General features: G+C 37.5%; 15 protein-coding genes. 8 read left to right on the top strand and 7 right to left on the bottom strand.

Annotated elements, in window-relative coordinates:
- Positions 1–32 precede the first annotated feature (32 nt).
- On the top strand, positions 33–413 hold the full coding sequence (locus tag HX129_RS09950) for a hypothetical protein (RefSeq protein WP_286434699.1): 381 nt from the start codon (positions 33–35) through the stop codon (positions 411–413).
- A 280-nt stretch (positions 414–693) separates the two neighbouring features.
- Here the strand turns inward: HX129_RS09950 and rpsT are convergent, their stop codons facing one another.
- Entirely contained in the window at positions 694–960 is a 267-nt protein-coding gene (gene rpsT, locus HX129_RS09945) for a 30S ribosomal protein S20 (RefSeq protein WP_111857950.1), read from the bottom strand.
- A 212-nt stretch (positions 961–1,172) separates the two neighbouring features.
- On the opposite strand from rpsT, the gene HX129_RS09940 reads away from it, so the two are divergent.
- The 4 genes from HX129_RS09940 to HX129_RS09925 all read left to right on the top strand — a co-directional run bounded on the left by HX129_RS09940 (position 1,173) and on the right by HX129_RS09925 (position 3,673).
- The gene (locus tag HX129_RS09940; RefSeq protein WP_130073267.1) at positions 1,173–1,838 is read left to right on the top strand and encodes an NAD(P)H-binding protein; all 666 of its coding nucleotides are present in this window, start codon (positions 1,173–1,175) and stop codon (positions 1,836–1,838) included.
- Positions 1,839–1,850: 12 nt separating this feature from the next.
- Positions 1,851–2,363 (top strand): ribonuclease E activity regulator RraA, encoded by a 513-nt coding sequence (gene rraA, locus HX129_RS09935; protein ID WP_286434698.1) that lies wholly within the window; start codon positions 1,851–1,853, stop codon positions 2,361–2,363.
- Positions 2,364–2,397: 34 nt separating this feature from the next.
- The gene (locus tag HX129_RS09930; RefSeq protein WP_174492459.1) at positions 2,398–3,183 is read left to right on the top strand and encodes a glutathione S-transferase N-terminal domain-containing protein; all 786 of its coding nucleotides are present in this window, start codon (positions 2,398–2,400) and stop codon (positions 3,181–3,183) included.
- A 133-nt stretch (positions 3,184–3,316) separates the two neighbouring features.
- Entirely contained in the window at positions 3,317–3,673 is a 357-nt protein-coding gene (locus tag HX129_RS09925) for a hypothetical protein (protein ID WP_286434697.1), read from the top strand.
- A gap of 93 nt (positions 3,674–3,766) precedes the next feature.
- Here HX129_RS09925 and HX129_RS09920 read toward each other — a convergent pair whose 3' ends face one another.
- Positions 3,767–4,360: a DUF1269 domain-containing protein gene (locus HX129_RS09920; protein ID WP_130073271.1), complete on the bottom strand. Its 594-nt coding sequence runs from the start codon at positions 4,358–4,360 to the stop codon at positions 3,767–3,769.
- Positions 4,361–4,593: 233 nt separating this feature from the next.
- Here HX129_RS09920 and mfd point away from each other — a divergent pair, with 233 nt between their 5' ends.
- The 3 genes from mfd (at position 4,594) to HX129_RS09905 (ending at position 10,214) form a co-directional block, all read left to right on the top strand.
- A complete protein-coding gene (mfd, locus tag HX129_RS09915) occupies positions 4,594–8,055 on the top strand; it encodes a transcription-repair coupling factor (protein ID WP_286434696.1) in 3,462 nt (1,153 codons plus the stop codon).
- 226 nt (positions 8,056–8,281) lie between these two features.
- Complete coding sequence (locus HX129_RS09910) at positions 8,282–8,716, top strand: HIT domain-containing protein (protein ID WP_130073273.1); 435 nt, start codon at positions 8,282–8,284, stop codon at positions 8,714–8,716.
- Positions 8,717–8,765: 49 nt separating this feature from the next.
- Positions 8,766–10,214 carry an adenylate/guanylate cyclase domain-containing protein gene (locus HX129_RS09905; RefSeq protein ID WP_286434695.1) on the top strand — a complete coding sequence of 483 codons (1,449 nt, stop codon included), beginning with the start codon at positions 8,766–8,768 and terminating at the stop codon, positions 10,212–10,214.
- Between the two features lie 118 nt (positions 10,215–10,332).
- Here HX129_RS09905 and fdx read toward each other — a convergent pair whose 3' ends face one another.
- The 5 genes from fdx to iscU all read right to left on the bottom strand — a co-directional run bounded on the left by fdx (position 10,333) and on the right by iscU (position 13,951).
- Complete coding sequence (gene fdx, locus HX129_RS09900) at positions 10,333–10,671, bottom strand: ISC system 2Fe-2S type ferredoxin (protein WP_130073275.1); 339 nt, start codon at positions 10,669–10,671, stop codon at positions 10,333–10,335.
- 16 nt (positions 10,672–10,687) lie between these two features.
- On the bottom strand, positions 10,688–12,547 hold the full coding sequence (gene hscA, locus HX129_RS09895; protein WP_286434694.1) for a Fe-S protein assembly chaperone HscA: 1,860 nt from the start codon (positions 12,545–12,547) through the stop codon (positions 10,688–10,690).
- Between the two features lie 32 nt (positions 12,548–12,579).
- Positions 12,580–13,095: a Fe-S protein assembly co-chaperone HscB gene (gene hscB / locus HX129_RS09890; protein WP_130073277.1), complete on the bottom strand. Its 516-nt coding sequence runs from the start codon at positions 13,093–13,095 to the stop codon at positions 12,580–12,582.
- 104 nt (positions 13,096–13,199) lie between these two features.
- Positions 13,200–13,520: an iron-sulfur cluster assembly protein IscA gene (iscA, locus tag HX129_RS09885; protein WP_111857963.1), complete on the bottom strand. Its 321-nt coding sequence runs from the start codon at positions 13,518–13,520 to the stop codon at positions 13,200–13,202.
- Between the two features lie 44 nt (positions 13,521–13,564).
- Positions 13,565–13,951, bottom strand: a complete 387-nt coding sequence (gene iscU / locus HX129_RS09880; protein ID WP_086209207.1) for a Fe-S cluster assembly scaffold IscU — start codon at positions 13,949–13,951, stop codon at positions 13,565–13,567.
- Positions 13,952–14,009: the final 58 nt, after the last annotated feature.

Here is a 14,009-nt window from a genome sequence, read left to right as displayed (position 1 = left end):
CCCATACAACTATAAAGCCTTTGGATGAAGCAATGAGAACATTACAATTTACAGCAAACTGTGAGAAGCATAGCCCAACGAATGCAAAGGGTGAAAATGCCTGTCTTGTCACTCAAGCCTATGTGACGGATTTATTATCTAAACAGCTTACAGAATATGGTTTTAAAGCTGAGTTGACCCATTCAGAAGAACGTTTAGCGGTCAGTGTGGGAAATCATCCAATTGGTTTGGGCGTGCATTGTCATTTAAATGATGACGGTTTACTGACGTGTCAGATTTCAGCCCATGCCAATGAACAACAAGCATGGTTTAAAAAAATAGAAACGCAAAGCATGGTTAAACAACTTGCAAATGCCGTAGAAAATACCTTGAAAAAAGATGCTTTATTTAGCGAATTTCAATGGAAAGCATAAATATAGAATAGGATTTTAAAACATGCTGCTTTAAAAAAATGTTTTGAAGTGGCTGAGGACTTTTGAGGTCGAACAAAAAACTTTTTTCTCGGTGTATGGGTTAAGCCAAAATAAATACTGCTTTGCGCCGTAGGTAGGATAGCTGCGAGACAAATTTATTTAAATTTCTGAAAAGAGAAGTCTATTTATTAAAGACTGGGTTGGATTGTTTTAAAGAGAATAGGATAAATATATTTTTAGGCATAAAAAAAGCCCCAAGGGGCTCTTTTCATGCAACAAATTAGTTAGCTAAAGCTTTAACTTGTGCATTTAAACGGCTCTTATGACGAGCAGCTTTGTTTTTATGGATGATGCCTTTATCAGCCATACGGTCGATTACTGGTACAGCTGTTTTATAAGCTTCAGTAGCTGCAGCATAATCACCAGCAGCGATAGCCGCTACTGTACGTTTAAGATAAGTACGAACCATAGAACGTAAGCTTGCGTTGTGTTTACGTGCTTTAACGTTTTGTTTAGCACGTTTTTTAGCTTGAGCAGAGTTTGCCACTCGTGCACTCCTTGAAATAGATTGGTCTGGGCGGGCTGAAATTACATCTGAAAACCCACATCAGAGAATTTTCACCAGCCCGTAAACAAGTGCCATATTTTGATTAAAGCGCTTAGTAAAGTCAAGTCTTGACATGCTTTGACACCAAATAGATGCAGAAAAAAAGAAAAGAAAGCGGTAGATTATTTCTAAAAGTAGGAGATTGTTTAAAAATGACACAAACGATTAAAAATGCGATCGTTATTGGGGCAACAGGTTTGGTCGGTAAAATATTGGTCAAAAAGCTGAGCCAGTTAGCGCAATGTGAAAAAATTACCGCGATTGTGCGACAAGAAGATATGGAACTTAAACAATTGCCAAAAGTTGAACAATTGGTCTTAGATGATTTTTTATTATTAAATGATCAAGATGTAAATGGTTTTAGTCATGCATTTAGTTGTTTGGGGTCTACTCAGAAAAAAGCAGGTTCTAAAGAAAAATTTTATGCCATTGATTATGAAATTAATGCACATTTTGCAGATCTTTTTGAAAATACCGATACACAATTGATTTTGGTCAGTGCGATGGGGGCAAACGCTAGCTCTAAAATATTTTATAACCGTGTCAAAGGCGAACTAGAAAATTATTTACAAAGTTTAGATTTATTACGTATTTCAATCATTCGCCCCTCTTTACTGATCGGTGAGCGGGACGAGCAACGTGTTTTGGAAGATGTAGGACAAAAAATCTTTCAGAAATTCTCGCATTTCATTCCAAATACATTTAAATATAAGCCAGTGACAGCTGAACAAGTGGCTCATACTATGGTCGAGGTTGCACAAACTCAAACCGATAAATTTGAAATTTATGATAATTTATACATACAAAATGCTAAATAATGGAGAATTAAATTGAGTTCACCCGCTTTTGTAACTTGTGATTTATTGGATTATCATCCTGATAAAGAGATTCAAACTTTAATTCCATCTTTGGATGGTCGCTTCTTTCAAAGTTATGGCGCACGTAAAAGTTTTGGTGGTCAAATCGTCACAGTGAAATGTTTTGAAGACAATTCACGTGTCAAAGAATTGTTAGCAACAGATGGTACAGGGAAAGTCCTTGTTGTAGATGGTGGGGCATCAATGCGCTGTGCCTTGATGGGGGATATGATTGCTGAATCGGCAGTTAAAAATCATTGGAATGGTGTGGTGATTTACGGTTGTGTGCGTGATGTAGATGCTCTCGCTGAGCTTGATTTAGGTATACATGCATTGGCTGCAATTCCACAAAAAAGTAACCGTAAGGGCATAGGCGAAGTGGATCTACCCTTGTATTTTGGTAGCGTAACTTTCAATGCTGGTGATTTTATCTATGCGGACAATAACGGCATTGTAGTTGCAAAAGAAAAATTAGTAGATCTTTAAAATTTAGGGTTAGTCAAACCCCAAGGATAACAAAATGGTGCATCATCAGATTAAAGTTGCTCAAGCATTGGTTTCAGCAATTACCGAGGGTGGACGTGGCGCAAATGGTACGCCATTTCCCAATCAGCCTGAAAAAGCGTTAAAGCTGTACGAGTTTGAAGGTTCACCATTTTGTCGCCGTGTTCGTGAGGTGATGACTTTATTGAACTTGGATTATGAGGTATATCCTTGTCCAAAAGGGGGAACTAAATACCGTAAAATTGTCAAAGAACAAGGTGGAAAAGCACAATTTCCATTTTTAGTCGATGAAAATACAGGCGAAAAGTTGTATGAATCGCAAGATATTGTGCATTATCTTTTTAAAAATTATGGCAAAAATGGTCAAATACCCAAGAAATATGCACATTATCCAAAATTACCGCTTGTAGCATTTGCGGGTACATTGATTAATGGTGCACGAGGTGTCTGGATCAATAAAAAAATTATTCATCGTGCAGCACCTGAGCAACTTTTAGAGTTGTGGGGCTTTGAGGCAAGTCCATATACCCGTGTGGTACGTGGGGTGTTAACTGAACTAGAAATTCCTTTTATTTTTCATAATGTGGCAAAAGAGCGTTGGCAAGATCAAGGGCCATCAGTATTGCGTTTAAAGCCTGGTAAATATGTGCCTTTGGCGGGCGGTAAGCGTGAAAAAGTTGTTCCTGTGATGGGGCGGGTCAAAAAGGATATTCAAGTCCCTTATTTAGTTGATCCAAATACAGGTGCTCAACTATTTGAATCTGAATCAATCGTAAATTATCTACAAAAGCAATATGGTTGAAATAGTACAAAATGAAGCATCCGAAAGGATGCTTTTTTATTATAGAATTTAAAATAGCCTAAGATCTTTGATACTTTAATCTTGGTCTAAATCTGACTAAACTACATGGATTGTTAAAACGTTGGAATACATTATGTTTGCCAAAATTGCTGATTTATTTAAAGGTAAAGAGGCGAAAGCTGAAGTTGAATTTTTAGAAAAACATAATATTCAAATTGATCCTGAGCAGGGTTTTATTGTTGATGGCATCGTTTTAAATACTGAATTGAAAGAACGCCTTGAGTATTTTTCTAATCGTAAGCTTAAAAATTTTGATGATTTAAAAGAGTTGTTTTATAAAGCTATTTTGATTAATGAAAAAATTGATTTGGAAATTGCATCGGGTCGCTATGTCGCGAGATTGGGGAATACTGAAGAAAATTTGAAACAGTTTAAGCACATTATTCAGAAGTTGAGTGATTACTATAAAAATTTTCAACGGGATAAGTAAAAAATATCTGATTGATGAGGTCAGGAATGCTTTATTCATATGTGAAGGTGTCGAATATAGCATTCCCTTAATGAAACTGATTTTTAAATCAGTTTAATGCGTTTGAAATTTAGCTTTAAAGTCAGCCCATTTCTGTTGACGTTTGGCTTTATTTTCAGCTTTTTTCTGTTCATGAAGTGTATGGTTAGCAATACGTTGTGCTTCCTCCCATGCAGCTACAGAGGCTTCGACTTCGCTGACGACAACATCATAATCCCAACGTAAAAGCGACGCATCTGATGGGAATAGAGCATCTATGAGGCTTTCATCTTGTTCTTCAAGGTCAATAAATAAACCTGTGGAGCCAACAGGTAAGGATTGACTAATTTTACTTAATACAGCTTGATTTGCGTCAATATTATCAGCATCCAACAAAGAGCCGATTAAAGCACCCGTGCTGAAGCCCAATAAAACACCGAGAGGACCACCTAAAATACCAAGCAATGAACCAAAAAAACCACCACCTAAGGTGTTGGTATTATCTTGATTATTGAGTTGATCTTGAATTTTAAAGCGACCATCTTCTTGACGTTCAATAATAATTGCACTGTTAATGTCATGGGAAAAAGTGGTGTTTTTTAATTTTGTGAAACTTTCAAAGGCTTTTGCTGAATCAGCCCATGTTGCGAGTAATAGATGATGAGACATTCTTTATTGTTCCTTTTCTGTTTTAAATATAATCTAGAGTGAATATTCATAACATAATCTTTATTTTATTATGGTGATGTACTTCAATAAATTTGTATCATTATGTGATGATTGTTTGGATAGTGGTGTGCACGATACTGTATGAGCAGTCGTGTGAAATCAAATAACAAGATGTCCATCTACAAAATCCTCATGTTAAACTATCGTCCATGTCTTTTTGACCTGATGCGATTATGTTTAAACAAGAAATCTCAGACCTTAATTTAAAACAACTGAAAGCGGGTGAAAAACGTTGGATTGGTTCAATGTTGGGTTCATCAGCAGCACTATTATTCAAAGAGATTTCAGAGCAATCTGAGCAATTGTATGTTTTAGTTGCTCGAAACAATCAGCATTTAAACCAACTTGAAAGCGAATTAGAGTTTTATGGCATAAAACCAACCGTATTTCCAGACTGGGAAATTTTGCCATACGATCGATTATCACCACATCAAGATATTGTATCTGAACGACTTTCAATTTTATCTAATATGCCAAGCAAAGGTATTTTACTTGTTTCCGCAACGACTTTGGCACAACGGGTCGCACCAACGTCATGGGTGCTTGGTGAACACTTTGATATCAAAGTCGGGCAGAAATTTGACTTAGAACAACAAAAAATGCGTTTGATTCAAGCGGGTTATCATTTGGTTGATACCGTTTATGATCATGGCGAGTTTGCGGTACGAGGCAGCATCATGGATATTTATGCCTCAGGGCAAAATGCGCCGATTCGTATCGATCTATTTGATGATGAAATTGACAGCTTAAAATTTTTCGATCCTGAAACACAAAGAACAACAACAAAGTTGGATCATTTTACGGTTTTGCCTGCTAAAGAGTTTCCACTTAAAGAAGCACGCTCTACATTTCGTGACCGTTATGCTGAAAGTTTTCCCACAGCAAATCCAAAGAAAAATCCAATTTATACCGATGTTTTAGATGGTATTGCCTCAGCAGGTTTGGATTTCTATTTTCCATTATTTTTTAGTAAAGAGGCGATGCAGTCGCAAAGTAGCCTTACAGCGTACTTACCAAAGCATTGCATTGTCATTACAGATGAGCATCTCGATGATGGATTAACCCAATTTTGGAAAGATGTGACGCGTCGTTATGAAGACCGTCGTCACAATGTTGATCAGCCTTTATTAGCACCTGAAGAATTGTTTATTCAACCGAATCAGGTTTTTGAATATCTCAATAAATTTCCGAGAATTATTGCTTCTGTTGCATCTGTAGATGCTTTGAAGTCAGGTGCAATCAATTTAGCGGCAGAACAACCTGCTCAACTTCCTGTTGATCCTAAACAGGAACAACCCTTTAAAGCTGTTAAACAGTATATTGATCATGCGAATCATCCTGTGTTGTTGGTTGCAGAAAGTGCAGGTCGTCGTGAAACCTTAAAAGATGCGTTACGTCCGAGTTTGGGCGAAATTCCTGTGGTTGAAAGCTTTTCAGCATTTCAACGATCTCATTTTTCAGTTGCAATTACCCATGCACCTTTGGATCGTGGTTTGCTGATCACTGATCATTTGTCAGTCATTTCAGAAAATCAGTTGTATGAGCATCGTGTTGTACAGCGTCGTAAAAAACGTCAACAGGAAGTTTCAGAAGAATTTTTAATTAAAAGTCTTACTGAATTAAATATCGGTGCACCTGTGGTACATATTGATCATGGTGTGGGGCGCTATGCAGGTTTGGTGACGCTGAATATCGATGAGCAAGACTATGAATTTTTACAGCTCAATTATGCCGATGAAGCTAAAGTTTATGTGCCTGTGACACATTTACACCTGATTAGCCGTTTTAGTGGTGGTGATCCTGATCTGGCACCTCTGCATAAATTGGGGACAGATGCATGGAGTAAAGCCAAACGTAAAGCACTTGAGCAAATTCACGATGTTGCAGCAGAATTACTGCATATTCAGGCACGCCGTCAGTCTAAGCCTGGCATCAGTTTTGAGCTTGAGCAAAGCAGTTATATGCAATTTTCAAGTGGTTTTGCTTATGAAGAAACGCTTGATCAAGCCAATGCCATTGAGGCGACTTTACATGATATGCAACAAGCCAAACCGATGGATCGCTTGGTCTGTGGTGATGTGGGCTTTGGTAAAACAGAGGTGGCGATGCGTGCTGCTTTTGTTGCAGTGCAAAATAATAAGCAGGTCGCGGTTTTAGTGCCAACGACTTTGCTCGCACAGCAACATTATGAATCGTTCAAAGACCGTTTTGCAGATTGGCCAATTCGAATTGAAGTGTTATCCCGTTTTGGTACAAGTAAAACCCATACTAAAACTATTGAAGATTTAGCTGACGGTAAAGTTGATATTGTCATTGGTACACATAAAATTCTTCAACAAAATGTCCAGTTTAAAAATTTGGGTTTAATGATTGTCGATGAAGAACATCGTTTTGGTGTGCGTGACAAAGAGCGTATTAAAGCAATGCGAGCTGATGTCGATATGTTAACACTGACCGCAACGCCGATTCCACGCACTTTGAATATGGCATTTTCTGGAATGCGTGATCTTTCGATTATTGCGACACCCCCTGCACGCCGTTTGGCAGTCAAAACATTTGTCAATGAACAGACTGATGAAACGATGAAAGAGGCGATTCTACGTGAATTGCTGCGTGGTGGTCAGGTCTATATTTTACATAATGAAGTCGATAGCATTGAGCGTGCTGCTGAAAATATTCGTCATTTAGTTCCTGAAGCACGTGTGGCAGTTGCGCATGGGCAAATGCGTGAACGTGAACTTGAGCAAGTCATGCAACAGTTTTATCACAAAGAATATAACGTCTTGGTGTGTTCAACGATTATTGAAACAGGTATTGACGTACCAAATGCCAATACGATTATCATCGAACGTGCGGATAAGCTTGGTTTGGCACAGTTACATCAATTACGTGGTCGCGTTGGGCGTTCACATCACCAAGCATATGCTTACCTCATGGTGCCTTCAATCAAGGGCTTAAAAGGTGATGCTGAAAAACGTCTGGATGCGATTTCACGTGCCTCAACTTTGGGTGCAGGCTTTATGTTAGCAACCGAAGATTTGGAAATTCGTGGTGCAGGTGAGCTACTTGGCGAACAGCAAAGTGGTTCAATGAATGCAATAGGTTATAGCCTATATATGGAAATGCTGGAAAAAGCGACCAAAGCTATTCAACAAGGTAAAACGCCAAATTTTGATGCACCATTGTCGCTAACCTCTGAAATTAGCTTACATATGCCTGCATTAATTCCTGATGAATATTTAGGTGATGTGCATCAACGTTTGATGTTCTATAAACGCATTAGTAATACGGATACCCAAGATAAACTTGATAATATTCGTATGGAGTTGATAGACCGTTTTGGCGTGCCACCACTTGCCGTCAAACAATTGTTCAGTGTGCATCAAATTCGCATTCAAGCTGAACAGTTGGGTATTACTAAAATTGATATTGGGGCGAATGGTGGTGCGATTGAATTTTCACCTGACACACCTGTACAAGCCATTACCATGATTCAATTGATGCAGAAACATCCGACTTGGTTCCGTATGGAAGGTGGACAACGTCTTAAAGTTATGGTGATGTTAGAAGAAAATCAAAAAAGGATTCAGTTTATTTTAGACCTACTTAGTACGCTTTTAGGTGATTTAAAATAAGCTTAGATTTCTCGTTGTTACATTTTTGAAAAGTGTAATAACGAGAAGGTGAAATACGCAAAATGGATCAAGAAAATTTTTTATAACTTTTCCTGTCATAAATTTGTGATTGTGTTCAAAACAAACTGTATTTATTTGTACCAAAACACAAGTCTAACAATATTCACGTTAAAACTGATGTGTTAGTATTAGGCATCCTTTTTAATTTTATGTCATTTATAAAGATATGTTTAGTCTGCATCCTCAACTTGCTCAAGATACTTTTTTTGTCGGCGATTTTCCGCTGTCTACATGTCGTTTAATGAATGATATGCAATTTCCTTGGTTAATCCTGATTCCACGTGTACCGGGCATTACAGAGCTATATGAGCTGAGTCAAGCTGACCAAGAGCAATTTTTACGTGAATCAAGCTGGTTGTCGAGCCAACTTTCTCGTGTATTCCGTGCAGATAAAATGAATGTCGCGGCGCTTGGCAATATGGTTCCACAATTGCATTTTCATCATGTTGTACGTTATCAAAATGATGTGGCATGGCCAAAACCAGTCTTTGGTTTACCTGCGGTGCCATATTCAAACGAAGTTTTAGCACACATGCGCCAAACCTTGATGTTGGCATTGCGTGGTCAAGGAGATATGCCTTTTGATTGGCGTATGGACTAAACGCTATTGCATATGAATATAAATAATCAATAACGTTCGAGGTTCTCTTTTGCCATTAGATCGTATGTTGGATAAACAACCCAAGCAATTTGAAATATTCCAACGGCTGATGGGATATAGCATACTTGCAATGTTGTTGGTTATTTATAGCTTTACTACACCGAATGCATATAATCAGCTTTATGTGCCGATTTTTATTTTCTTTATTTTATTGATTAGTCCAAGGTTATCGCGTTGGTTGGAATATCAATATGGTGCATTAGTACGCCGTAATGTTTATTTTTTAATTGATATTATTGTGATTTCAACAGTTTTGGCAGCTGTATATTTAAGTTTAGTGATTACCTTTATCTTGTTGTTTGTCATTATTTATATTGCTGTTAATTATAAAATTTCAATGATGATTAGTTCATTGGCGATTCTAATTAGTATTATTCTTTTCTATTTAAATATTATTTTTGTTTTTGGTTTTGATGATTATTTTCAACAGACTTCAATTGAATTAACAATTTTTAGTTTTATTGGGCTGATTATTTTTATCAATATTGCTAATTATTATCAAAATAGAAGAATAAAGCGTATAAATACACAGCGCCAAAATTATTTTAATGAAATGAATCGTTATATTCAGTTATCTAATCAGTTGAGTCGTTATGCACCTCTGCAACTTTGGCAGTCCATCATGCGAGGTGAAACTGAGGCGAAGCTTGAGTATAAACGTAAAAAAATTACAGTTTTTTTCTCTGATATTCAAGGATTTACTGAATTATCTGAAACATTAATTCCTGATGATCTCGCCTTCGTATTGAATGATTATTTAAGCCACATGACAGAAATCGCTAAGCAATATGGTGCAACGATTGATAAGTTCATGGGTGATGCAATTTTAATTTTCTTTGGTGATCCTGATTCGCAAGGTGTGGAGCAGGATGCGAAAAATTGTCTAGATATGGCACTTGCTATGCGTCAACAGATGAAGTTTTTGCGTGCACGTTGGGAAAAAATGGGGTATGCACCATTACATATTCGTATGGGAATCAGTACAGGATATTGTCACGTTGGGAATTATGGGGCAATGCATCGCATGGCATATACTATTGTTGGGCGTGATGCAAATTTAGCTGCGCGTTTACAGAGTGCTGCAGAAATAGATGAAATTTTAATTTCAGATGAAACTTATAAGTTGGTCAAAAGTAGTTATTTATGTGCACCTAAAGAGCCAATGGAACTGAAAGGCATTCAAGATGCTGTTAAAACTTGGCAAGTGATGGAAAAATATAGCAATATTCATAATGAAAATGAACAATGGTTTGATTATGAATATAAAGGTTTTCATTTGGTTTTAAATATGCAGGAAGTGCAGAATTTTGAATATACAGAATTGGTCAGTGTTTTAGAAAAAATGATCGAACGTATTCAGTTACAACAACAATTAACGAATTCTATGGGTGTTGCACAATTAAATAGTGAAGATGAAATTATTATTCCACCTCATTAACTTATTTGCTGTTTGTATTATTTGATTGATTTAGTGCTAAGTTAATTACAAACTCAGAATTAAGTGGAATAAAAAATAAGCTACTTTAAAGGGTAGCTTATTTTTTTATCTTGGAAAATCAGTGATTTTCAGAAGCATGGTTGAGTGTATATTTTGGAATTTCGATTTCCATATCTTCATCAGTAATTTTTACTTGGCATGACAGACGTGAGTCGGGTTCTAAGCCCCAAGCACGGTCAAGTAAATCAGCTTCAATATCATCCATTTCTTCAAGATTGTCAAAGCCTTGACGTACCACAACATGACAGGTGGTACACGCTTTTGACATATCGCAAGCATGTTCAATTTTGATTCCATTGTCCAATAAACTTTGACAAAGATTGCTATTTGCTTCAGCTTCAAACTCAGCACCATTTGGGCAAATTGTTGCATGAGGTAGTACTTTAATACGTGGCATAGTCTTTACCTATAAATTAGTTTGAGTTTGACCAGTCATCAAGTTTTGTGCCTTTGAGTGCATGATCAATATGTTGATTCATACGTTCAGCAGCAAAAGCATCACTATGAATTTTGAGTTTTTCCACAGCATCTTCGATGGCTTGAATATCATCTGTTGCAAGTTGAACAATTAAATGAGCTTGAGCTTGTGTGAGCGCATTTAATTGTTCCTTACTCAACAATTGTGCATCCGCTTTTAGTGCTTGTGTTAATGCTTCGACTTCACGTTGTGCTTCTACTTTGGTTTCATGTAAGTGACGTAAATGTTTGTCTTCTTCGGCAAACTTATAGCCATCTAACAATAAACGCTCAGTATCTGTCTCTGACAAACCATAAGATGGTTTGATGTCAATTTCAGCATGTACACCTGACGTTGTTTCTTTGGCAGACACAGTGAGTAGACCATCTGCATCGACTTGGAAAGTGACTTCAATACGCGCTTGACCCGCAGTCATTGGTGGAATGCCACGTAGTACAAAACGTCCTAGGCTACGACAATGTTCCACCAAATCACGTTCACCTTGTACAATATGGATGAGCATTGCTGTTTGACCATCTTGATATGTGGTGAATTCTTGACGGCGTGCAACAGGGATTGCAGTATTACGTGAAATTAAACGCTCTACCAGGCCGCCCATGGTCTCTAAACCAAGAGAAAGAGGTGTGACATCTAACAGTAATGATCCATCTTGACTATTGCCAATCAATTGATTTGCTGTAATTGCTGCACCAATGGCAACTACTTCATCAGGATTAATCGTACACAATGGTTCTTGGTTAAATACTTCTGCAACAGCTTTTTGTACTGCGTATGAACGGGTAGAGCCACCCACTAAAACGACATTTTGAATATCATCAAGTTCAAGTTTGGCATCACGCAATACACGCTTGCATACGCTAATCGTCTTATCTAAAGCAACTTTAATGATCTGTTCAAAATTTTCACGGTCAAGTGTGAGAACTTGATCTAAAAGTTTAAGTTCAACAGTGGTATTGTCAGACAGTGCTTCTTTGGCTTTACGTGCGGCAACAACAAAATGTGCATATTCTGTATCATCAAGTTTTTCAATGTTGAGTTGTTTTTTTGCCCACTTGACAATTAAGCGGTCTAAATCATCACCACCCAATGCTGTATGACCACCTGTAGCTAAAACTTCAAACACACCTTGTGCAAAACGTAAAATGGAAACGTCAAAAGTACCACCGCCTAAGTCATAAATGACATAATTACGATTGGTTGCAAGGTTAGTCTCTTGATCTAAGCCATAAGCAACCGCAGCAGCAGTAGGTTCATTCAATAAACGTAAAACATTTAAACCTGCAAGCTGTGCTGCATCACGTGTTGCTTGGCGCTGGGCTTCATCGAAATATGCAGGAACTGTAATGACGGCACCATTTACAGGATTTTTTAAACTAGATTCAGCACGCTCTTTAAGTTGTTGTAAAATTTCAGCAGAAATTTCGACAGGTGTTTTACGACCTTGTGCTGTTTCAAATGCAGGCATTTGATTGTCTTCACCAACAAGGGTGTACGGGTGCTGAAACTTAATATCTGCTTTTGAGCGACCCATAAAACGTTTCACTGAAACAATGGTGTTTTTTGGGTCGGTGGTGATGGATGGTTTGGCTGCATCACCATATTCTGTTGAATTTTTTGAATAATGAACGATAGAAGGAAGTAACACGCGACCCTGTTCATCATTGAGAACTTTAGCTTTGCCTGAAAGCACCGTTGCAACTAAAGAATGTGTGGTTCCTAAGTCGATGCCAATGGCAATACGGTGTTCATGTGGCGCACTTGATTGTCCCGGTTCTGCAATTTGCAAGAGTGCCATTGTGTTACATCCTTAATAAAAAAATAAATAAATTAAAAATCATCATCTAAGTCAAAATCTTCATCATCTAAAAGCCGATCCTCAGCTTTATCAATGTCATTCATGACTTTTTGGAAAAAGCGCAATTTGCGTACAGTGTCACGAGCATCTGCCCAGTCTTCATCGGCATAATCAATTTTGAACTCACGTACTAAACCATCAATCCATTGCTGAACTTCATTTTTGAGTGAATGTAATTGTTCAATATCGTGAGACTCATCCAATTGTTCACGAATTTCTAAAGCTGATTGTAGAAATTCAAAATCATTAATGGATTGGTCTAAATGGTGATCTTGCTTTTTCAAAGAGAGGAGATAAGCAGCACGACTGTCAACATTAGATAAGACTTTATAAGCTTGGTTAATCTCACTCGATTTAATCAAGGCTTGGTCTTTGTCTTCGGCTTTATCAGGATGATATTGTTGCTGCAATTTTAAAAAATTTGATTTTAATGTTGCTAAATCAATATCGAGTGCTTCTGGGAGATCGAACAGCTCAAAATGACTCATGGGAAATATTCATCCACGATTGGGTTTGCATAAAATAGCAGAATTAAATGTGATTAAAACAGTGTAGGACACTGTTTTAATGCGAAACAAAGCTGAAAATGCTTTTAAACGGTAAAAGATTCACCGCAACCACATTCACCTTTTTTGTTTGGATTGTTAAATTCGAAGCCTTCATTGAGACCATTTTTTACATAGTCCATTTCCATGCCATCCAAATACACCAAACTTTTCGGGTCTACAAAAACTTTTACACCAAACTGCTCGAACATTTGATCATGTGTGTCTGCATCATCTACAAACTCAAGTACATAAGCCAAACCAGAACAGCCTGAAGTCTTCACGCCCAGACGAATACCTTCACCCTTACCGCGATTTTTTAAATAATTGCTGATATGAGTTGCAGCATTTTCAGTTAAATGGATCATGAAAACTCCGTTAATTCATTTTCTGTAAATGGTCAAAAGCAAAGTTAAGCTTTAGATTTTTTGCTGCGATAGTCTTCAACAGCGGCTTTAATTGCATCTTCTGCAAGTACAGAGCAGTGGACTTTTACTGGTGGTAATGCAAGTTCAGTTGCGATGTCAATATTTTTGATCGCTTGTGCTTCGTCTAAAGTTTTACCTTTAAGCCATTCAGTCACTAAAGAACTAGATGCAATTGCAGAGCCGCAACCATAGGTTTTAAAACGTGCTTCTTCAATAACACCATTGTCATCTACTTGAATTTGTAGACGCATAACGTCACCACAAGCTGGTGCACCGACCATACCTGTACCTACGTTTTCAGCATTTTTATCTAATACACCAACATTACGAGGGTTTTCGTAATGATCAATTACTTTTTCACTATAAGCCATGATGCTTCTCCAAACCTCGGGGTCAGCGTTGATAATAAATAATATTGGGGCATCTTTT

Origin of the sequence: Acinetobacter sp. 251-1 (assembly GCF_030329305.1) — a bacterium.
Taxonomy (GTDB): domain Bacteria; phylum Pseudomonadota; class Gammaproteobacteria; order Pseudomonadales; family Moraxellaceae; genus Acinetobacter; species Acinetobacter piscicola_A.
This window is presented reverse-complemented; position numbering and strand designations above follow the sequence as displayed.

Coding starts and splice junctions, on each gene's coding strand:
- HX129_RS09950 (WP_286434699.1), top strand. CDS start 33: ATGAGAACATTACAATTTACAGCAAACTGTGAGAAGCATAGCCCAACG.
- HX129_RS09940 (WP_130073267.1), top strand. CDS start 1,173: ATGACACAAACGATTAAAAATGCGATCGTTATTGGGGCAACAGGTTTG.
- HX129_RS09930 (WP_174492459.1), top strand. CDS start 2,398: ATGGTGCATCATCAGATTAAAGTTGCTCAAGCATTGGTTTCAGCAATT.
- HX129_RS09925 (WP_286434697.1), top strand. CDS start 3,317: ATGTTTGCCAAAATTGCTGATTTATTTAAAGGTAAAGAGGCGAAAGCT.
- HX129_RS09920 (WP_130073271.1), bottom strand. CDS start 4,360: ATGTCTCATCATCTATTACTCGCAACATGGGCTGATTCAGCAAAAGCC.
- mfd (WP_286434696.1), top strand. CDS start 4,594: ATGTTTAAACAAGAAATCTCAGACCTTAATTTAAAACAACTGAAAGCG.
- HX129_RS09910 (WP_130073273.1), top strand. CDS start 8,282: ATGTTTAGTCTGCATCCTCAACTTGCTCAAGATACTTTTTTTGTCGGC.
- fdx (WP_130073275.1), bottom strand. CDS start 10,671: ATGCCACGTATTAAAGTACTACCTCATGCAACAATTTGCCCAAATGGT.
- hscA (WP_286434694.1), bottom strand. CDS start 12,547: ATGGCACTCTTGCAAATTGCAGAACCGGGACAATCAAGTGCGCCACAT.
- hscB (WP_130073277.1), bottom strand. CDS start 13,095: ATGAGTCATTTTGAGCTGTTCGATCTCCCAGAAGCACTCGATATTGAT.
- iscA (WP_111857963.1), bottom strand. CDS start 13,520: ATGATCCATTTAACTGAAAATGCTGCAACTCATATCAGCAATTATTTA.
- iscU (WP_086209207.1), bottom strand. CDS start 13,951: ATGGCTTATAGTGAAAAAGTAATTGATCATTACGAAAACCCTCGTAAT.